Raw genomic sequence first — 19669 nt, 5'->3', positions numbered from 1 at the left:
GCTGCTGTCATCGCCTGCTGCAAATTGTCCTGATCGGGCTGGCGCTGCTGCTTGCCGGCTGCGGCTCGGTGATCGACGCCGACCAGGCCCGCCTCTGCCGGGCTGTGGCTCCTGCTCTCCATGACGAGACGGCGGAAATCGTCGAGAGCCAGCTGGCACCCGTGCCGAATAACGCCACGGCATTGCGCTATCGCTACCGCGTGCGCTCATCCCGCGGCAGCGGGCCACATGAATTGATCTGCCGGTTCGCGGCCCAGACGGGTGCCGGCCGTTTCAATCTTGTCGCGCTGATCCAGGATGGCGCGCCGATGGGCGAAGTGAAGCTCTACATCCTCAAGCGCTGGTGGCTGGAGGATGCGCGCGGCGAAGCGCGCGGCGCGCCGATCCTTCGCCTGAGCCCGCGCAGCGCCTATTGGCTGCAACAGGCACTCGGCGGCCTTGTCCTGATGGGTGTCTACGGTCTCATCGCCACCGGCTTTGCCTTGGTGCATGGCCTTTATGGCCGGGTCAACCTCGCCTTCGGGGAGGTCGCCGTGGCCGGGGGCATCTACATGCTCGTGGCGGTCAGCCTCGCCAGCGCGGCGGGGCGGCTTGGGCCGGCCGGGCTGGCGATGGCCCTTCTGGCGGGCATGGGCGGGGCGGCGCTGCTGAGCTGGGTGATCGGGCGTGCGGTTATCGTGCCCATTGTTGCGCGTGCCCGCTCGCCGCAGCCGGTTCTTATCGCCACGCTGGCCGTCGCCATCGTGCTGGCAGAGATATTCCGACTCACGTCGCCTTTTCGGGAAAACTGGCTGCCCGCCCTCGTCAACCGGCCGGTTTACATCGCCGGGCAGGACGGCTTCATTGCCACCGCGACGCCGGCCCAATTCCTCGCCGCCGGCCTCACCTTGACCGGCATTTCGCTGCTGCTCGGTCTCGTCCGCTTTACCGGATATGGCCGCTCCTGGCGCGCCTATGCCGACGATCCGCTGATGGCGGCGCTCTCAGGTGTGCGGGTTCCCCGCCTCGTTGGCGCCACTTTCGCGCTTGCGGGCGGCTGCGCGGGGCTTGCGGGAGTGGCCATGGTGGTAGCCTATGGGTCGATAACGCCCGGTGACGGCATGTCGATGACGCTCAAAGCCTTGATTTCGGCTATTATTGGCGGCATTGGCTCAGTACCAGGCGCCTTGCTAGGTGCTGCGCTCGTTGCATGCGTCGAAATCGTGTGGTCGTCGGCCTTCGATATCGGCTATCGCGACGTGGTGATCTATTCGCTCCTGGCGGCCGTTCTAGTCCTGAGGCCGGGAGGCCTTTTTCAGCGTGCGGCACTTTCGCCGCGAGAATTCTGAGTGGTTCGATGACCTTGCCCGTAACCCCCGCCGATGTCGCCGCCGCACGCAAGGTGCTGGATGGCGCGGTGCTGCGCACGCCCACCCTGCCGGCGCCGCGCCTCTCGGCGATTACGGGCGCTCATGTCTATGTGAAATACGAGAACCTCCAGGTCACCGCCAGCTTCAAGGAGCGCGGCGCGCTGAACAAGCTCGCCAGCCTCTCCGCCCAGGAACGCGCCGCCGGTGTTGTCGCCATGTCGGCCGGCAATCACGCGCAGGCGGTCGCCTATCACGCGGCTCGGCTCGGTATTCGCGCCACCATCGTGATGCCGAAATTCACGCCGATCGTGAAGGTCGCCGCCACCGAGGCGCATGGCGCTCGGGTTGTGCTGCATGGCGATTCGGTCGGCGACGCTTCGGAAGAGGCCGACCGCATCGCCCATTCCGAACATCTCGTCTGGGTTCATCCCTATGACGACCGCCATGTCATCGCCGGCCAGGGTTCCATCGCCTCCGAGATGCTCGAGGACGCGCCGGATCTCGACGCCCTTCTGGTGCCTGTCGGCGGTGGCGGCATGATATCCGGCATGGCGGTGGCGGCGCGTGACCTGCGGCCGAACATCGAGATCGTCGGCGTCGAGACCCGGCTTTACCCTTCGATGTGGAACGCCCTGCACCAGCAGTCCCTGCCCTGCGAGGGCGCGACGCTGGCGGAAGGCATCGCGGTGAAGCAGGCAGGCACGCTGACGCGCGAACTGGTCTCGGCACTGGTGTCCGACGTGGTGCTGGTGGGCGAGCCGACCATCGAGCGGGCAGTGAACCTGTTCCTCACCCAGCAGAAGACGCTGGCGGAAGGCGCCGGCGCCGCTGGCCTCGCCGCGCTGCTCGCCGACCCGGACCGCTACCGCGGCCGCAAGGTAGGGCTGGTGGTGTCGGGCGGGAATATCGACCCGCGCATCGTCGCCTCGATCATGATGCGCGAACTCGAGCGCGAGGAGCGGATCGTCTCGTTCCGCTTCTCCATGCTCGACCGTCCGGGCGAACTCGGCATCATCGCCAGCCTGCTCGGCGGTCTCGGCGCGAACATCCTTGAAGTGGAGCACAAGCGCCATTTCCTTGACGTGCACGCCAAGGGCGCCCGGCTCGACGTGACCGTGGAGACCCGCGACCGCGCTCATGCCGACACGGTCTACCATGCGCTAATCGAGAACGGCATGGACGTGGTGCGGGTCGACTGGCAGTCGGCTGGCTAGCATCATTGAACGAGGGCGTTCGTTTCGGCGGTTGGCCGGGGCGGGCGGGCCCTTGCCCGCGCCGGAGGGTGCCCCCACCTGACGGGGCAGGAGGAGACCGGCATGTTCGATACACGCAATGGCGAGGAAGAGAGGCCCTACGCCTTTGATCCGCTCGTCGAACCGGAGTATTTTCGCGGCGTGCTCTCCCGCCGGTTCATGGCGTTTCTCATCGACACGGTGATCATTTGCGTGCCCGTCGGTATGGCGGCGCTGCTGATTTTCATCTTCGGCTTCCTCACCTTCGGGCTCGGCTGGTTCCTGTTCAGCCTGCTGGGGCCGGGCTATGTTGTGTGGGCGCTGGTCTATGTCGGGCTCACCCTCGGCGGACCGCGCTCGGCGACGCTCGGCATGCGCGCTATGGGAATCGAGATGCGGGTGTGGCACGGAGCGCCGATGACGCCCATGCTGGCGGTTGTCAGCCTCGTGCTGTTCTGGGTGTCGGTGAGCGTCTTCACCCCGTTCATCACCATCATCGGCCTGCTCAACCGACGCAAACGCCTGGCGCATGACTTCATCATCGGCACGGTTGTGACCAACAATGACGAGCGGGCGGGCGAACTGCGCGGCTACCGCTGATCCCGCTGCGTTTGCGGATCGTAATGATCCGCGTCAACGAAGGCTTTGACGTCGGGCCCGGGGCGCGCGATCCTCAGCCATTCGCAACGTGAACATGCCGTGACCGAACATTCGCGCGACACACCGCAATTCTACCTGACCGCCCCCTCGCCCTGCCCCTATCTGGCGGGGCGTTCGGAGCGGAAGGTGTTCACGCATCTGGTGGGCGAGCGCGCCACCCAGCTCAATGATGTGCTGACTCATGGCGGGTTCCGGCGCAGCCAGTCCATCGCCTATCGGCCCGCCTGCGAACAGTGCCGCGCCTGCGTCTCGGTGCGGGTGTGCGTCGATGATTTTCGCGAGACCCGCGGCTTCCGCCGTGTCCGCCAGGCCAACGCCGATCTCATCGGCGACATCCGCGCCGCGATCCCCACCGCCGAGCAGTATTCCCTATTCCGCCTCTATCTCGACAGCCGGCATTCCGATGGTGGCATGGCCGACATGACCGTGCTCGACTACGCCATGATGGTGGAGGACAGCCACGTCCGCACCCGGCTGATCGAATATCGCCGTCACGGGCCGGCATCGGCGGTCAGCGGGAGGGGCCAGGGGCCGCTGTACGGCGTGGCGCTGACCGACGTTCTCGCCGACGGCCTGTCCATGGTCTATTCCTTCTACGATCCTGATCAGGCCGGCCGCTCGCTCGGCACCTACATGATCCTGGACCATATCGTTAAGGCGAAAGCCATGGGCCTGCCCTATGTCTATCTCGGCTATTGGGTCGAAGGCTCCGACAAGATGAACTACAAGAGCCGCTTCCTGCCGCAGGAACGCCTTGCGCCCGCGGGCTGGATGCGGGTGGAGGAATAGGTCGTCGCGCCGTCACATGACATTTTGTCGACTGCCGGCTGACCGTGCGTCATAGGGCTGTGACGTCGCAGGGGTAGCACACTGGAACGCTTCCAACTCTCGGAGCGCGACAGATTGCCGGAGCCCCCCATGACCGTCGACCTTCATCGCCCGCCGCAGGAATCTGCCCACCAGGAATCTGCCCACCAGGAATCCGCCGATCAGGTATCGCCCTTCCGCACCAGCCTGCTGGAAGAGGCTGACGGCGCCGGGAGCAATCCGACGCTCAACCCGACCATGGGTGAACTGATCTCGGTCCGCTTCTCCCGCCGTGGCCTCCTCAAGGGCGCCCTCGCCGTTTCCGCCATCGCCGCCACCGTCGGACCGGCCGCACTGATGTCGGCGGAAAAGGCGCACGCCGCCAGCGACGGCACCGCTGCCGCCAATGGTTCGGCCTTCAACTTCATCGAAGTCGAGGCGGGGGTCGACGAGACCCACCATGTCGCCGAAGGTTACGACGCCGAAGTGCTGCTGCGCTGGGGCGACCCGCTCTTTCCCGACTCGCCCACCTTCGACCCGAAGAACCAGAGCGCGGAAGCCCAGCGCCGGCAGTTCGGCTACAATAACGACTATGTCGGCTTCATCCCGCTCGATGGCTCGCCCGAGCACGGCCTGCTGGTGGTGAACCACGAATACACCAACGAGCACCTGATGTTCCCCGGCATCGTCAGCGTCGCCGAAGGCAAGCTGAAGGTGGCGCCGGCGGACAAGGCCCGGGTGGATATCGAGATGGCGGCCCATGGCGGCACCATCGTCGAAATCCGCAAGGTCGACGGCAAATGGCAGGTGGTGCGCGACGGCAAGCTGAACCGCCGCATCACCTCGACCACACCGATGCAGATCACCGGCCCGGCCGCCGGCAGCGACCGGCTGAAGACGGCGGCGGACGCCACCGGCACCCAGGTGATCGGCACGCTCAACAATTGCGCCGGCGGTGTCACGCCCTGGGGCACCTATGTGATGGCCGAGGAGAACTTCCACGGCTATTTCCTCGGCAAGCTGCCCGAGGGCTACCGGGAGGCCGCCAACTACAAGCGCTATGGCGTGCCGGAAGCTTCCTATGAGTGGGGCAACATCTACGACCGCTTCGACCTCGCCAAGGTGCCGAACGAGCCGAACCGCTTCGGTTGGATCGTCGAGGTGGATGTGAACGACCCCACTTCGGTGCCGAAGAAGCGCACCGCCATGGGCCGGTTCAAGCATGAGGGCGCCGAATCGATCGTCGCCAAGGACGGGCGCGTCGTGTTCTATCTCGGCGATGACGAGCGCTTCGACTATGTCTACAAATTCGTCACCTCGGGCACGTTCAACCCGAATGACCGCGCCGCCAACATGGACCTGCTGGATTCCGGCACGCTCTATGTCGCCAAGTTCGACTCCAGTGGCGCGCTGGAATGGCTGCCGCTGGTGTTTGGCCAGGGTCAGCTGACCGCCGCCAACGGCTTCGACAGCCAGGCCGATGTGTTGATCGAGACCCGCCGCGCCGCCGACCTGCTCGGCGCCACCAAGATGGACCGCCCCGAGGACATTCAGCCGAACGGCGTCAACGGCAAGGTCTATGTGATGCTGACCAACAATACCCGGCGCAAGGACGAACAGGTCGACGCCGCCAATCCCCGCGCCAAGAACGCCTTCGGCCATATCATCGAGATCGCCGAGGCGGATGGCGACTTCGCGGCGACCAAGGGCACCTGGGAAGTGCTGCTGAAATGCGGCGATCCCTCCGTCGCGGCGGTGGGCGCCTCCTTCTCCACCGACACCACCCGCAATGGCTGGTTCGGCATGCCCGACAATTGCGCTGTCGATACCGCCGGCCGGCTCTGGGTATCGACCGACGGCAACAACCCGAAGGATACGGGGCGCACGGACGGGCTTTGGGCCGTGGATACCGAAGGCAGCGCGCGGGCGACCTCGAAGCTGTTCTTCCGTGTGCCGGTGGGCGCCGAGATGTGCGGTCCGCTGTTCACGCAGGATGACCGCACCGCGTTTGTCGCCGTGCAGCACCCCGGTGATGGCGGCACCGACTGGGCGCCCTTCGGCCGTCCGTCCTATTATGAGGACCTGTCCACCCGCTGGCCGGACTTCAAGGACGACATGCCGGTGCGACCGGCCGTGGTCGTCATCACCAAGAAGGATGGCGGCGTGATCGGAAGCTGAGGCATCCGGCCCGGCCGTGCGAAGCCCCTCACCCTACCCCTCTCCCCGACGGGGAGAGGGGGCTTGGCCTGATCCTCGCGACGCCCGTCGCTTTCTTTCCCTCATCCCCGGGCGTGACCCAGGGATCCTGCCCTTCCGCATTCATCCGGTTAAAGACGTGGGTGGCCGGGTCAAGCCCGGCCATGAGGGAGATGCAGCGCTGCCCGGAACGCGGCGCGCAGCGTCGCGCCTATCCGGCGTCCGGGGTCTGGGAAACGGGAGAGGGGCAGGGATAAATCTGCCCTCATCCCCTGGGCACTGCTCAGCCGAACTTGTTGTTGCGTGGAAAGCCCTTCGGCGGCAGGCGGCCGGCACCGGCGCGCTCGCCGCGCCATTCGGTTAGGTCGGTCACGGTCCAGGTGCGGCCGGACGTGTCGGTCCAGGTCAGGCCGTCGGCGGCGCTGAACACCTTCACGTCACTCATCGCGCCGTCCTTGTATCGTTGCAGCCGCACACCGCGCCCGCGCGCCATCTCGGGGATCTGCGTCAGCGGGAAGACCAGCAGCTTGCGGTTCTCGCCGATCACCGCGACGCTGTCGCCGGTCGCCGGCGTCACCTTCACCGCGTCCTGCGCGTCGACGCCCAGTATCTGCTTGCCCTTGCGGGTATTGGCGAGGCAATCGTCCTCGGCGACCAAGAAGCCCCGTCCCTCCTTCGCCGCCACCAGCAGCCGGCGCCCGCCGAGATAGGGCAGCACGTCGAGAATGTCGGCTTCCTGCTCCAGCTCGATCGACAGCCGCAGCGGCTCGCCATGGCCGCGCCCGCCCGGCAGCTTCGAGGCGTCGAGCGTGTAGAAACGGCCATTGGTGGCGAACACCAGCAATTTGGCGGTCGTCTCGGTGAAGAAGGTGATCTTGAGCCGGTCGTCGCCCTTGAAGGCAAGCGCCGTGAGATCGGCGACATGGCCCTTCAGCGCCCGGATCCAGCCCTTCTCGGACACGACAATGGTAATCGGCTCGCGCTCAACCAGCGCTTCGATGACCGCATCCGCCTTGTGCACCGAGGCTTCGCCGAAGGTGGTGCGGCGACGGCCGAGCGCGGTCTCGGGCGCGAACATCTTGCGGGTTTCGGCCAGCTGTCCGGCCACCCTTTTCCACTGCAGCGCCACGGAGCCGAGCAGCTTTTCGATGCCCGCCTTCTCCTTGGAAAGCGCGTCGTGCTCCTTGCGGATCTCGAATTCCTCAAGCTTGCGCAGGCTGCGCAGGCGCATGTTGAGGATGGCCTCGGCCTGCACATCCGTCAGCTCGAACCGCGCGATCAAGGCGGGCTTCGGCTCATCCTCCTCGCGGATGATGCGGATCACCTCGTCGAGATTGAGATAGGCGATGAGGTAGCCGTCCAGTACCTCCAGCCGGTGCTCGATTTCCCCGAGCCGGTGGCGGGAGCGGCGCAGCAGCACCTCGCGGCGATGGTCGACCCATTCGCGCAGCGCTTCCAGCAGGCTGACGACCTTGGGCACCTGTCCGCCGACCAGCACGTTCATGTTGAGCGGAAAGCGCGTCTCCAGCTCGGTGAGCCGGAACAGGCTCTCCATCAGCAATTCGGCATCAACGTTTCGCGCGCGCGGTTCGAGCACCAGCCGCACATCCTCGGCGCTCTCGTCGCGAACATCGGCAAGAAGCGGCAGCTTCTTCTCGTTGAGCAGATCGGCGATCTTCTCGACCAGACGGGACTTTGGCACCCCATAGGGAATTTCGGTGACGACGATCACATAGGTGCCGCGCCCGGTCTCTTCCTTTTCCCAGCGCGCGCGCAGCCGGAAGCCGCCCCGCCCGGTGGCATAGGCATCGGCGATCGAGGACGGGGATTCGATGATGACGCCGCCGGTCGGGAAGTCCGGCCCCTTCACAAAGGCCAGCAGGTCGTCGGTGGTGGCTTGCGGGTTGTCGATCAGGTGCAGGCTGGCGTCGATCAACTCGGCGGCGTTGTGCGGCGGGATCGAGGTCGCCATGCCCACGGCGATGCCCGTCGAGCCATTCGCCAGCAGATTAGGGAAGGCGCCGGGCATGACGACGGGTTCTTCCGTCGTGCCGTCATAGTTGGGGCGGAAATCGACCGCGTCCTCGTCGATGCCGTCGAGGATCAGCCGTGCAACTTCGGTGAGCCGGGCCTCCGTGTAGCGTTCGGCCGCAGCGTTATCGCCGTCGATATTGCCGAAATTGCCCTGCCCGTCTACCAGCGGGTAGCGCTGGGAAAAGTCCTGGGCGAGCCGGACCATGGCGTCGTAGATCGCCGCGTTGCCATGCGGATGGAACGAGCCCATCACGTCGCCGACGATCTTCGCGCTTTTGCGGAAACCGCCGCCGGGGTCGAGCCGCAGAAGCCGCATGCCATAGAGAATGCGGCGATGCACGGGCTTCAGCCCGTCGCGCGCATCCGGCAGTGCCCGGTGCATGATGGTGGACAGCGCATAGGCGAGGTAGCGCTCTTCAAGCGCCGCCTTCAGGCCGATCGGTTCGATCGTGCCATCATCGGTCGGAATCGGTGGCTCACCCATGCCCTGTGCTACCGCGAAGCGCGAGCGGGAACAAGACGCGAACGCGCCCGCGCAAAGCTATCCACCGGGCCGTTTCAGCGCGGCCAGCAGCGAAGCGCGGGCATCGGGGAGCGGCAGGCCGCGCGGGTCGAAAACACGCCGCGCCAGAAAATGGCCGGTGAGCGCGAAGGCGGCCTCGACATCCTCAGGCATCGGCGGCTCGGCAACCTCGCTGATGAGGAAATAGGGCAGCGTGAAAAGCTGCGCCTGCCAGGGCGCGCCGGCGTCGCGGCTCACCGCGCGGCCGGATTTGGGCGAGACATAGAGCAGATCGTTGCGCCCGCCGGTGGCCGCGCAACTCTCCAGATCCAGGCCAAATCCCAGTTCGGTCAGGAGTGCCAGCTCAAAGCGAGCCATCATCATGCCGGTCAGGCGCTCATGGTGGAGATGCTCGATCATGGTGGCCAGATGGCCGTGCAGCACGGGATGGGGATCGCGCTCGGGCAGCAGCCGGATGAGGCTGCCGAGATGGCTCAGCGCGAAGGCGGAATGGGCCTGTGCCATCAGCCGGCCGGCATGCGCGGCCGTCACTTCCAGCGCGTAGGCGCCGAGCTGCTCGTCGAGACGCGCGCGCCAGGTCACGCGCACGCCATTGCCCGCCTGCAGCGCCGCCGCCTGCCGGCGCGAGCCGCCGCCCCGCACCAGGCCGAGATGGCGACCATGGCCGGCTGTCATCACTTCGACGATGGCATTGGCCTCACCGTGGCGGCGCACGCCGAGAATGATGCCCTCGTCCGACCACTCCATCGGGCGGCCTCACTCCTGCGGGAAATCCAGCCCCATTTCGCGGTAGCGCGCCGGGTCGTCGGCCCAGTTCTCGCGCACCTTGACGAACAGGAACAGGTGGACCGGCGCCTCGACGATCTCGGTCAGTTCCTTGCGGGCGGCCATAGAGATCGCCTTGATCGTGTCGCCGCCCTTGCCGAGCACAATCTTCCGCTGGCTTTCGCGCTCGACAAAGATGGTCTGCTCGATGCGGACCGAGCCGTCCTTGCGCTCCTGCCAGGAATCGGTTTCAACCGTCGAGCGGTAGGGCAGTTCCTCGTGCAGGCGGTGGAACAGCTTTTCGCGGGTGATCTCGGCGGCCAGCGAGCGCATCGGCGCGTCGGAGATCTGGTCCTCGGGATAGAGCCACGGCCCGAAGGGGAGGATCTGTGCGAGCCACGCGCGCAGCTCCTTCAGCCCATGTCCGGCGAGAGCCGACACCATGAACAGCCGGTCGAAGCTGGTGAGTTCGGCCACCTTGGCGGCGAGCTCCAGCAGGCTCTCGCGCTTCACCAGGTCGATCTTGTTGAGCAGGATCGCGCGCGGGCGGCGCACATCGGCGAGGCCGCGGATGATGGATTCGACTTCCTCATTGAGCCCAGCGCGGGCGTCAATGAGCAGCACGACGGCGTCGGCATCGCCCGCGCCGTTCCAGGCGGAGCGCACCATGGCTTTCTCCAGCCGGCGCTTGGGCGCGAAGATGCCGGGGGTGTCGACAAGCACGATCTGCGTCGCGCCCTCGATGGCGATGCCGCGCACCAGCGAGCGGGTGGTCTGCACCTTGTGCGAGACGATCGAGACCTTGGTGCCGACCAGCGTGTTGGTCAGCGTCGACTTGCCCGCATTGGGCGTGCCGATGAGGGCGACGAAGCCGCAGCGGGTGTTTTCGCGTGCCGCCTCGGGGGCCGCGTCAGGACCCTCTTCGGGTGTCTCGTCGATAATGTCGTTCATTGCGTAACCCGTTGGAGAAACGCCGCAGCGGCGATCTTCTGAGCGTTCTGCTTGGAGGAGCCGGTCGCCTCGACCGGCTCGAAACCCGGCACGTCGACGGCGATCCGGAACTCCGGATTATGATCGGGACCGGAGCGCTCGACCAGCCGGTAATGTGGCGGCGGCAATCCGCGCCCCTGCGCCCATTCCTGCAGCGCCGTCTTGGGGTCGCGGGCGGAACTGCCGGGGACGGCGAGCCGGGCGCGCCAGAAGCGATCGACCATGGCCTCGGCGGCGGGATAGCCGGCATCGAGATAGACCGCCGCCAGCACGGCCTCAACCACGTCGGCGAGAATGGCCGGGCGCTCGCGCCCGCCGGAACGCTCCTCGCCGGCGCCGAGCCGCAGATGCGGGCCCAGGCCCATGGCGAGCGCCACCTCGGCGCAGGCATCCTCGCAGACGAGATCGGCGAGGCGGCGCGAGAGTTCCCCCTCCTCGGCGTGGGGGAAGGCGCGGTAGAGCATGTCGGAGACCACGAGACCCAGCACATGGTCGCCGAGGAATTCCAGCCGCTGATAGGAGCGCACGCGCGCCCGCGAGCCCTGCACGCCCGTCACCGACGAGATATGCGTAAGCGCAAGGCGCAGATGGGCCCTGTCGGCAAAGACATGGCCGAGCGCGCTTTCCAGTGCGTCGAGGCCGGCGTCGTCGGGGACGCGGTTCTTGCCGCGCGTCATCGCACGAAGGAGAAGAGGCGGTTCCAGCGCACCGTCCACGGCCACTTCCAGAACTGCCAGGCCGCGTCGCCTTCCTTCACCGAGAAGAAGATGATCTGGGCGCGGCCGATCAGGTTCTCATAGGGGACATAGCCGACCTGGCTGAGCACGCGGCTGTCGGTGGAATTGTCGCGGTTGTCGCCCATCATGAAATAATGGCCGGGCGGCACCTTGTAGACGTCGGTATTGTCGTAGAAGCCGTTCTCGACGAGGTCGAGCGTGTAGTAGCTCACCCCATTGGGAAGGGTTTCGGTCCAGCGCTTCACGCGCTCCACCCGGCCATTGCCCTCGTCGTCCATCCAGTAGCCGGCATCCTCGCGCTTCACCGGCACGCCATTGATGTGCAGCAGGCCGCCGATCATCTGGATCTCGTCGCCGGGAAGGCCGATAACGCGCTTGATATAGTCCGTGCTTTCGTCGCGCGGCAGCTTGAACACCACGACGTCGCCGCGATCGGGCGTCGAGCCCAGGATGCGGCCGTCGAACAGCGGCGGCGACAGCGGCAGCGAGAAGCGGCTGTAGCCATAGCTGAACTTCGACACGAAGAGGTAGTCGCCAACAAGCAGCGTCTCCTTCATCGAGCCGGAAGGGATGTTGAACGGCTGGAACAGGAAGGTGCGGATCAGCAGCGCGATCAGGAACGCCTGGAGAATGACCTTGACGGTTTCGCCGAGGCCACCTTCCTGCTTCTTCGGTTCGGTGGTGGACGTCATGTTGCCTTCCGGTGCGCTCAGCGGCACGGCATGCGCCGCGCAAGGCGGCCGTGCGGCTCCTATAGCCGCTCAGTGCGGCGGCGGCAACGCGCGCCGCTCACGATCGCACGAGGTGCCGCATCGGCAGCCCCTAGCCGCCAGCCCCGGCGGGAACGGCGCTGATAATGACGAAGGCCTGAGCCAGCGGGCCGTCATCGGTGATGGTGAGGTCGATCTGTGCCTCGAAGCCGGCGGGGGTGATGGCGTCGAGCCGCGCCTTCGCACCGCCGGTGAGCTTCAGCGTCGGCCGTCCCGAGGCCAGGTTGACCACGCCCATGTCGCGCCAGAACACGCCCTGCGCCAGCCCGGTGCCAAGGGCCTTGGCGCAGGCCTCCTTGGCGGCGAAGCGCTTGGCATAGCTTTCCGCCCGGCGGGCGCGGCGATCGGACTTGGCGCGCTCCACCGGGGTGAACACGCGGTCGAGAAAGCGCTCGCCATGGCGCTCCAGAACCTCGGCAACGCGCCGCACGTCGGTGATGTCGGAGCCGATGCCGAGGATCATGCCCTGCCCTCCCTCACGCCGCCTGCGGCGCGCCGAGGCGGGCACGGCCGCGCGCCATCGCGGTACGCATGTGGCGGATGGCGCCTTCCAGCCCGACGAAGATGGACTCGCCGATGAGGAAATGGCCGATATTGAGCTCGCGCACCGCCGCCACGCCGGCCATGACTTCCGCCGTGGCGAAGTCGAGTCCGTGCCCGGCATGGATCTCCAGCCCGAGTTCGCTGCCCTGCCCGGCCGCCGCCAGCAGCCGCGCCAGCTCGGCCTCGGCCTTGTCGCTCTCGCCGGCGGCAATAAGCTCGCACCAGGCGCCGGTGTGAAGCTCGATCACCGCCGCGCCGATATCGGCGGCACGGGCGATCTGGTCGGCATCCGGCGCGACGAACAGCGACACGCGGATGCCGGCCGCGCCGAGCTTTTCCACCTTGTGGGCGAGATCGATGCCGCCGCCGATGACGTCGAGCCCGCCTTCGGTGGTGCGTTCCTCCCGGCGCTCGGGTACCAGGCAGGCGGCATGCGGGCGATGTTCGAGCGCGATGGCGACCATCTCGTCGGTCGCCGCCATCTCGAAATTCAGCGGCACCGTCAGTTGCTCGCGCAGGCGCCGCATGTCGCTGTCGCGGATATGGCGGCGGTCCTCGCGCAGATGCGCGGTGATGCCGTCGGCGCCGGCGGCGCAGGCGAGCTGGGCGGCGCGCACCGGATCGGGCAGATCGCCGCCGCGCGCATTGCGGATGGTGGCGACGTGGTCGACATTCACGCCGAGCCGGATGGGGGGAATGAGCGTGGTCACGCCTTCACCCCCTGGATGCTGCGCGAGCCGGGCTTCACCGGCGGCAGGGCGGCGAGTTCCGGCGGCAGCGCGTCGGCGGGATAGGTGGGAATATCGAGCTTTGCCAACGCCACCAGGGGCACGCCGAGATCGGCCTTGCCATTCGAGCGATCGATCAGGCAGGCGGCGCCGACGACGTTCGAGGTGTGCTCGGCAATCGAGGCGAGGCACTCGCGCGACGAAAGCCCGGTGGTGACGATGTCCTCCACCATCAGCACCTTCGCCTCGGGGGGGATGGTGAAGCCGCGCCGCAGCTGGAAGGTGCCGCCCTCGCGCTCGACGAAGACCGCCATGGCGCCGAGCTGGCGGGCCGTTTCATAGCCGGGAACGATGCCGCCGACGGCGGGCGAGACGACATAGTCGATCTTGCCGAACGCCGCCTCGGCCTTCTCCGCCAGCGCCTTGCACAGGCGCGCGGTGCGGACCGGGTCCTGGAAGATGAACATCTTCTGCAGGAAAATCGGGCTGCGCAGGCCGGAGGAAAGGATGAAATGCCCCTCCAGCAGCGCGCCCGCCGCACGGAACTCGGCCACGACCTCGTCTTGTGTCATCTCGAACGCCCGGAGCAGGTTGCTGAATGGGGGGCGTGATAGCCCATCCGTCGGGCCACGTCACCCATTCGCCGCGCTCGTTCAGGCGCCAGCGACAGAGCCTTCGCGCACGGCGCGGCTGCGAGCACGGGCGCAGGCCAGCGCCGCTTCCCCGGAAAGCTGCTCGACGCGGCCACTGGCGACACGGTGACCATCGCCGATGAACCGGCCCCACAGGACCTTGGCGACACCCGAAACGATGCGGACATTGGCCTGGAACTGCTCGGTCATCGGTGTCTCCTGCGGTCGCCTACTGGGACTGCCGAGGAAACGCCGGATAGGGTTAACGGTTCCTTATCAGCCGTTCACCCGTTCCACGCTCGACACCACCGGCCGGGCGCGCAGATCGGTGAGAATGCCGTTGAGGTGGCGCAGGTCATAGACGCCGATATCGATCACCATCCGGGTGAAATCGGCCGAGCGCGACGACATGCGCAGATTCTCGATATTGCCGTCGCGCTCGCCGATCACCTGGGCAATTTGCGCCAGCGAGCCCGGCTCGTTGGTGGCGACGACGACGATCTGCACCGGGAAACGCTGCGGGTCGTCTTCCTCGACATCCCAGCGCACGTCGAGCCAGCGCTCCGGCTCCTCTTCGAAATCCTGCAGTGCCGGCGACTGGATCGGGTAGATGGTGATCCCCTCGCCCGGCGACAGGATGCCGACGATGCGGTCGCCCGGCACGGCGCCGCCATTGGGGGCGAAGCGCACCGGCAGCTCGCGGTTGATGCCGCGAATCGGGATGGCGGTGAGCGGATCGGGGTCGCTCTCGATGCCGGGGATCTTGAACTTCAGGCTCTGGCCCTGCTCCAGCTCGAACCAGCCTTCGCCCTTGAGCGCGGCGCGCTCTTCCGGGCGCGGGCCGGTCCATTCGGGATGCACTGCCTTCACCACATCGTCCGAGCGCATCTCGCCGCGCCCGACCGCCGCATAGACATCCTCCAGCGAGGTGCGCGCCAGGCGGCCGACGGAGGTTGCCAACTTCTCCTCGGAGAAGACCTTTCCGGCGCGGACGATGGCCCGCTCGACGATCTTCTTGCCGAGCCCGGCATATTGCGCCCGCACGGCGGCGCGGGTGGCGCGGCGGATGGCAGCGCGGGCCTTGCCGGTGACGACGATGGATTCCCACGCCGCCGGCGGCGTCTGGCCGGAGGCGGTGATGATCTCCACCTCGTCGCCATTCTGCAGTTCCGACACCAGCGGCGAAATCTTGCCGTTGATCTTCGCCCCAACCGCCCGGTCGCCGACCCCGGTATGGACGGCATAGGCGAAGTCGATCGGGGTGGCGCGGCGCGGCAGGGTGATCAGCCGGCCCTTGGGGGTGAAGCAGAATACCTGATCATGGAACAGTTCGAGCTTGGTATGCTCCAGGAACTCCTCGGGACTGGAGCCTTCGGCCAGCAATTCGATGGTGCGGCGCAGCCAGGCATAGGCGTTGGAATCGCGGGTCAGTGGATCGGAGCCGCCGGTGTCCTTGTAGAGCGCATGGGCGGCGATGCCGTATTCGGCGATCTCATGCATCTGCCGGGTGCGAATCTGCAGCTCAACGCGCTGTCGGCCGGGCCCCACCACGGTGGTATGGATCGAGCGGTAATCGTTCTGCTTGGGGGTGGACACGTAGTCCTTGAACCGCCCCGGCACCAGCGGCCATTTGGTGTGCACCACGCCGAGCACGGCGTAGCAGGCCTCGACGGTGTCGACGAGAATGCGGAAGCCGTAAATATCGGAGAGCTGCTCGAACGCCACCGATTTGCGCTCCATCTTCCGCCAGATGGAGTGCGGGCGCTTCTGTCGTCCGGTGACGACGGCCTCGATTCCCTTTTGCGCGATGGCGTCGGACAGTTCGCGCTCAATCGCCGCGACGAGCTCGCCATTATTCTCCTTCAGCGCCTGCAGCCGGCCGAGGATCGAATCATAGGCTTCCGGCGACAGCTGGCGGAAGGACAGGTCCTCCAGCTCCTCGCGCATGTCGTGCATGCCCATGCGGCCGGCGAGCGGCGCATAGATGTCCAGCGTCTCCTGGGCGACGCGGGAGCGTTTTTCCTCCGGCACCCATTTGAGCGTCCGCATGTTGTGCAGGCGGTCGGCGAGCTTGACCAGCAGCACGCGGACATCGTCGGCGATGGCGAGCAGCAGCTTGCGCAGGTTTTCGGCCTGCTTCGCCTGCTTGGAAACCAGATCGAGCTTCTTGATCTTGGTCAGGCCCTCGACCAGCGCGCCGATCTGCGGGCTGAAGATGCGGTCGATCTCCTCGCGGGTGGCGTCGGTGTCCTCGATCGTGTCGTGCAGCAGCGCCGCCACGATGGTGGCGTCGTCGAGCTTGAGGTCGGTCAGGATGGCGGCGACTTCGAGCGGGTGCGAAAAATAGGGATCGCCCGAGGCGCGTTTCTGCGTGCCGTGGGCACGCATTGCATAGACGTAAGCGCGATCGAGCAGCGCTTCGTCGGTATTGGGATTGTACCGGCGCACGCGCTCGACGAGCTCGTACTGCCGCATCATGACAGAAACTCGCGAGAAGGATCGACCGAGGCGGCCGCTGGGCTAGATATCGTCCGCAAGCCCGGCCAGCGCAAGCCGCATGTCGCGGAAAAGGCAGGCTAAACGGAAACGGCCCGGCGCGGGGCCGGGCCGTTTGCTCGAATTGGAGTGGGAGGATCGGCCCGAAAACCGGTTCACCCAAAGGGCGTCAACCTTCGTCGTCGTCGCTCGGCTCGGGGGGCACCAGCCCCTGCAGGCCGGCCAGCAGCTCTTCCTCGGTCATGCGGTCGAGCATGACATCGGAATCGTCGCCGCCCGACGAATGGGACGAGGCGATCATGGGTACAGTCTCGGGCTCCGGCTCGTCCACTTCGGTGAACTTCTGGAGCGAGTGGATCAGTTCCTCACGCAGATCTTCCGGCGAGACAGTCTCGTCGGCGATCTCGCGCAGGGCCACAACCGGGTTCTTGTCGTTGTCACGGTCAACCGTGATCGGCGCGCCGGACGCGATGGCGCGCGCACGGTGGCCGGCAAGAAGGACCAGCTCGAAGCGATTGTCGACCTTGTCGATGCAGTCCTCGACGGTGACGCGAGCCATGCTTCGGCACTCCTGACGGGATAAGGGAAGCGGGGTCCTTAAACCAATCCGGCCTCAGGGGCAAGCTTTCCCATCTGAGGGTGGGGCCGGGCTGCTCACGATCAAGCGATTAAAAGCGGCTGATAACATGGCCCTTCGTCTCGCCGTCGCCATAAATCGGTTATGTCTATAGGCGGCGGATGGGGGCCGGCGTCGTCGGGGCGTCCGCGACCGATCCAGATTTATCAGTCCGGGTATTTCATCACTATGGTCAACGGCATGGAAAAGATCGCCCTCTTTATTGATGGGGCAAATCTGTACTCCGCCACCAAGTCCCTCGGCTTCGATATCGACTACAAGCGCCTGTTGAAGGACTTCCAGGGACGCGGCTACGTTTTGCGGGCCTTCTATTACACGACGCTGGTCGAAGACACCGAATATTCGTCGATCCGCCCCCTGCTCGACTGGCTAGACTACAATGGCTATTCGGTGGTGACCAAGCCGGCGCGGGAGTTCACCGATAGCCAGGGCCGCCGCCGGGTGCGCGGCAACATGGATATCGAGTTGGCGGTCAACGCCATGGAACTGGCCGACCATGTCGATCACATCGTCATCTTTTCCGGCGACGGCGATTTCCGCTCGCTGGTGGAGGCGGTGCAGCGCAAGGGCGTGCGGGTGACGGTGGTCTCCAGCATCCATACCCAGCCGCCGATGATCGCCGACGAGCTGCGCCGGCAGGCGGACGTATTCCTCGACCTGGTGGACCTGCAGGCGCGTGTCGGCCGCGACCCGGCGGACCGTTCCGGCCGCATGCAGGAGACGCCCCGCTTCCTCGAACGTCGCACGCCGGCGCCCTCCTCCGACGACGACCCGGCGGACGCCTGACCCCGATGGCGGCGCTCGACGCCTCGCTGGCGGTGGCGGAGCCCGAGCCGCCGCGCGACTGCCCGCTATGCCCGCGCCTCGTCGCCTTCCGCGACCACTGGCGGGCGCAGGAGCCCGGCTGGCACAACGCGCCGGTGCCCTCCTTCGGGCCAGTCGACGGGCGGCTGCTGATCGTCGGCCTCGCGCCGGGTGTGCGTGGGGCCAACCGTACCGGGCGCCCGTTCACCGGCGACTATGCCGGCGAGCTGCTCTATTCGACGCTGATCAAATTCGGCTTCGCCACCGGTACGTTCGAGGCGAGGCCCGACGATTCGCTGCGGCTGCGCGACGCGCGGCTCACCAATGCCGTGCGCTGCGTCCCGCCGGAGAACAAGCCGACCACCGACGAGATACGGACCTGCCGGCCGTTCTTCTCCGCCACCATCGGCTTGCTGCCGAGCCTCAGCGCCATTGTCGCGCTGGGCAAAATCGCCCATGACCAGGTGCTGGCCGCGCATGGCAAACGGCTCTCGCACCACAAATTCGCCCATGGCGCCGTGCACCGGCTGGGCGATTTGGTGCTTTTCGACAGCTATCACTGCTCGCGCTACAACACGAATACCGGCGTGCTCACGACGGAGATGTTCCACGCCGTCTTCGCCAAGGTGCGGGCTCATATCGACGCGCTGGGCTGATCCCGGTCAGGGCGCCACCGGCGCCCACAGCACATCCTCGATCCGCGGCGCGCCGGCTGCCAGCATCACCAGCCGGTCGAAGCCCAGCGCGATTCCGGAGGCGTCCGGCATGTGCGCCAGAGCGGCGAGAAAATCCTCGTCGATGGGGTAGCGCTCGCCATAGAGGCGCTCCTTCTCGTCCATCCACTCATCGAAGCGCCGGCGCTGCTCGGCCGCGTCGGTGAGTTCGCCAAAGCCGTTGGCGAGTTCGACGGCGCAGACATAGAGCTCGAACCGTTCGGCAAGGCGCGGGTCGGAAGGCTTGGGGCGCGCCAGGGCCGCCTCGGACAGCGGGTAGTCGCACAGGATCGTCGGCCGGCCGATGCCGAGATACGGCTCGATCTTCTCCACCATCACCCGGGTGAAGACATCCGCCCATGTGTCATCCGGTGCCACGCGGATGCCCGCGTGCTGCGCCGCCTGCCAGAGCTGGTCGCGAGCGTTGCCGCCCGCGCCGACGCTTTCCATCAGGTCGATGTTGGCGAAGCGGGAGAAGGCCTGCGCGATGGTGAGCCGTTCGGGCGCCTGCGTCACGTCGCAGGACAGGTCGCCGAACTGGAAAAGCGAGGCGCCCACCGTTTGCGCGGTCACGGCCAGCAGCGCCGCGCAATCGTCCATCAGCGCCTCATAGCCCTCATGGGCCCGGTACCATTCGAGCATGGTGAATTCGGGGTGATGCAGCGCCGTGCGCTCGCCATTGCGAAAGACGCGGGCGAAGGTGAAGAGCCGCGTCTCGCCGGCCGCCAGCAGTTTCTTGGCGGTGAATTCCGGCGAGGTGTGGAGATAACGCGGCGTGCGCGAGCTGTCCGGCCGCTCAAGCTCAGTGGCGAAGGCCTTGAGGTGGATCTCATTGCCGGGCGACACCTGCAGGATCGGCGTCTCCACCTCGATGAAATCCTGTGCGGCCAAGGCGGCACGCAGGGCGGCCTGGATTTTCTGCCGCGCCAGCAGGAACGGCCGGCGATCGGCATGGCGCGCGGGCGACCACCAGGGCGAGGCGGATACGGACATGGCGAGGCTCCGGCGCGCGCAGTGCGGGATGCGGGCGGGGTTGGCGGAAAGCGGGCGCGC

19 protein-coding genes are annotated in these 19669 nt (G+C 66.7%); 7 read left to right on the top strand and 12 right to left on the bottom strand.

What is annotated here, in order from left to right:
- Positions 1–68 precede the first annotated feature (68 nt).
- The 5 genes from A3M1_RS0121060 (at position 69) to A3M1_RS0121040 (ending at position 6226) form a co-directional block, all read left to right on the top strand.
- On the top strand, positions 69–1328 hold the full coding sequence (locus A3M1_RS0121060) for a branched-chain amino acid ABC transporter permease (protein WP_245261803.1): 1260 nt from the start codon (positions 69–71) through the stop codon (positions 1326–1328).
- Between the two features lie 8 nt (positions 1329–1336).
- On the top strand, positions 1337–2563 hold the full coding sequence (locus A3M1_RS0121055) for a threonine ammonia-lyase (RefSeq protein WP_018390971.1): 1227 nt from the start codon (positions 1337–1339) through the stop codon (positions 2561–2563).
- A 102-nt stretch (positions 2564–2665) separates the two neighbouring features.
- Positions 2666–3181, top strand: a complete 516-nt coding sequence (locus tag A3M1_RS0121050; protein WP_018390970.1) for an RDD family protein — start codon at positions 2666–2668, stop codon at positions 3179–3181.
- Positions 3182–3280: 99 nt separating this feature from the next.
- Complete coding sequence (locus A3M1_RS0121045; protein WP_018390969.1) at positions 3281–4030, top strand: arginyltransferase; 750 nt, start codon at positions 3281–3283, stop codon at positions 4028–4030.
- A gap of 129 nt (positions 4031–4159) precedes the next feature.
- The gene (locus A3M1_RS0121040; protein WP_018390968.1) at positions 4160–6226 is read left to right on the top strand and encodes a PhoX family phosphatase; all 2067 of its coding nucleotides are present in this window, start codon (positions 4160–4162) and stop codon (positions 6224–6226) included.
- A gap of 301 nt (positions 6227–6527) precedes the next feature.
- Here A3M1_RS0121040 and parC read toward each other — a convergent pair whose 3' ends face one another.
- The 11 genes from parC to rpoZ form a co-directional block, all read right to left on the bottom strand.
- On the bottom strand, positions 6528–8762 hold the full coding sequence (parC, locus tag A3M1_RS0121035) for a DNA topoisomerase IV subunit A (RefSeq protein ID WP_018390967.1): 2235 nt from the start codon (positions 8760–8762) through the stop codon (positions 6528–6530).
- 57 nt (positions 8763–8819) lie between these two features.
- A complete protein-coding gene (gene recO / locus A3M1_RS0121030) occupies positions 8820–9548 on the bottom strand; it encodes a DNA repair protein RecO (protein WP_018390966.1) in 729 nt (242 codons plus the stop codon).
- Positions 9549–9557: 9 nt separating this feature from the next.
- On the bottom strand, positions 9558–10517 hold the full coding sequence (gene era / locus A3M1_RS0121025) for a GTPase Era (protein WP_018390965.1): 960 nt from the start codon (positions 10515–10517) through the stop codon (positions 9558–9560).
- The gene (rnc, locus tag A3M1_RS0121020) at positions 10514–11233 is read right to left on the bottom strand and encodes a ribonuclease III (RefSeq protein WP_018390964.1); all 720 of its coding nucleotides are present in this window, start codon (positions 11231–11233) and stop codon (positions 10514–10516) included. Before rnc ends, era begins: the two co-directional genes overlap by 4 nt.
- A complete protein-coding gene (lepB, locus tag A3M1_RS0121015) occupies positions 11230–11985 on the bottom strand; it encodes a signal peptidase I (RefSeq protein WP_018390963.1) in 756 nt (251 codons plus the stop codon). The genes rnc and lepB overlap by 4 nt, the downstream gene beginning before the upstream one ends.
- Positions 11986–12115: 130 nt before the next feature.
- On the bottom strand, positions 12116–12526 hold the full coding sequence (gene acpS / locus A3M1_RS0121010; protein WP_018390962.1) for a holo-ACP synthase: 411 nt from the start codon (positions 12524–12526) through the stop codon (positions 12116–12118).
- Positions 12527–12539: 13 nt separating this feature from the next.
- Positions 12540–13316, bottom strand: coding sequence for a pyridoxine 5'-phosphate synthase (locus A3M1_RS0121005; protein WP_018390961.1), 777 nt, complete (start codon positions 13314–13316; stop codon positions 12540–12542).
- Positions 13313–13906: an orotate phosphoribosyltransferase gene (gene pyrE / locus A3M1_RS0121000; protein ID WP_018390960.1), complete on the bottom strand. Its 594-nt coding sequence runs from the start codon at positions 13904–13906 to the stop codon at positions 13313–13315. Before pyrE ends, A3M1_RS0121005 begins: the two co-directional genes overlap by 4 nt.
- An 81-nt stretch (positions 13907–13987) precedes the next feature.
- On the bottom strand, positions 13988–14176 hold the full coding sequence (locus tag A3M1_RS0120995; RefSeq protein ID WP_018390959.1) for a hypothetical protein: 189 nt from the start codon (positions 14174–14176) through the stop codon (positions 13988–13990).
- 66 nt (positions 14177–14242) lie between these two features.
- Positions 14243–16444 (bottom strand): bifunctional (p)ppGpp synthetase/guanosine-3',5'-bis(diphosphate) 3'-pyrophosphohydrolase, encoded by a 2202-nt coding sequence (locus A3M1_RS0120990; protein WP_018390958.1) that lies wholly within the window; start codon positions 16442–16444, stop codon positions 14243–14245.
- 187 nt (positions 16445–16631) lie between these two features.
- Positions 16632–17021 (bottom strand): DNA-directed RNA polymerase subunit omega, encoded by a 390-nt coding sequence (gene rpoZ / locus A3M1_RS0120985; protein ID WP_018390957.1) that lies wholly within the window; start codon positions 17019–17021, stop codon positions 16632–16634.
- 246 nt (positions 17022–17267) lie between these two features.
- Between rpoZ and A3M1_RS0120980 the strand changes: the two genes are divergently transcribed.
- The gene (locus A3M1_RS0120980) at positions 17268–17885 is read left to right on the top strand and encodes an NYN domain-containing protein (RefSeq protein WP_018390956.1); all 618 of its coding nucleotides are present in this window, start codon (positions 17268–17270) and stop codon (positions 17883–17885) included.
- A 5-nt stretch (positions 17886–17890) separates the two neighbouring features.
- Positions 17891–18559, top strand: a complete 669-nt coding sequence (locus tag A3M1_RS0120975; RefSeq protein ID WP_018390955.1) for a uracil-DNA glycosylase — start codon at positions 17891–17893, stop codon at positions 18557–18559.
- 6 nt (positions 18560–18565) lie between these two features.
- On the opposite strand, the gene epmA is transcribed toward A3M1_RS0120975, so the two are convergent.
- Positions 18566–19609: an EF-P lysine aminoacylase EpmA gene (gene epmA / locus A3M1_RS0120970; RefSeq protein ID WP_018390954.1), complete on the bottom strand. Its 1044-nt coding sequence runs from the start codon at positions 19607–19609 to the stop codon at positions 18566–18568.
- Positions 19610–19669: the final 60 nt, after the last annotated feature.

It is taken from the genome of Ancylobacter sp. FA202 (assembly GCF_000380205.1).
Classification (GTDB): Bacteria; Pseudomonadota; Alphaproteobacteria; order Rhizobiales; family Xanthobacteraceae; genus Ancylobacter.
Note: the sequence above shows the minus strand (reverse complement) of the source record. Positions and strands in the feature narration are given on the sequence as shown.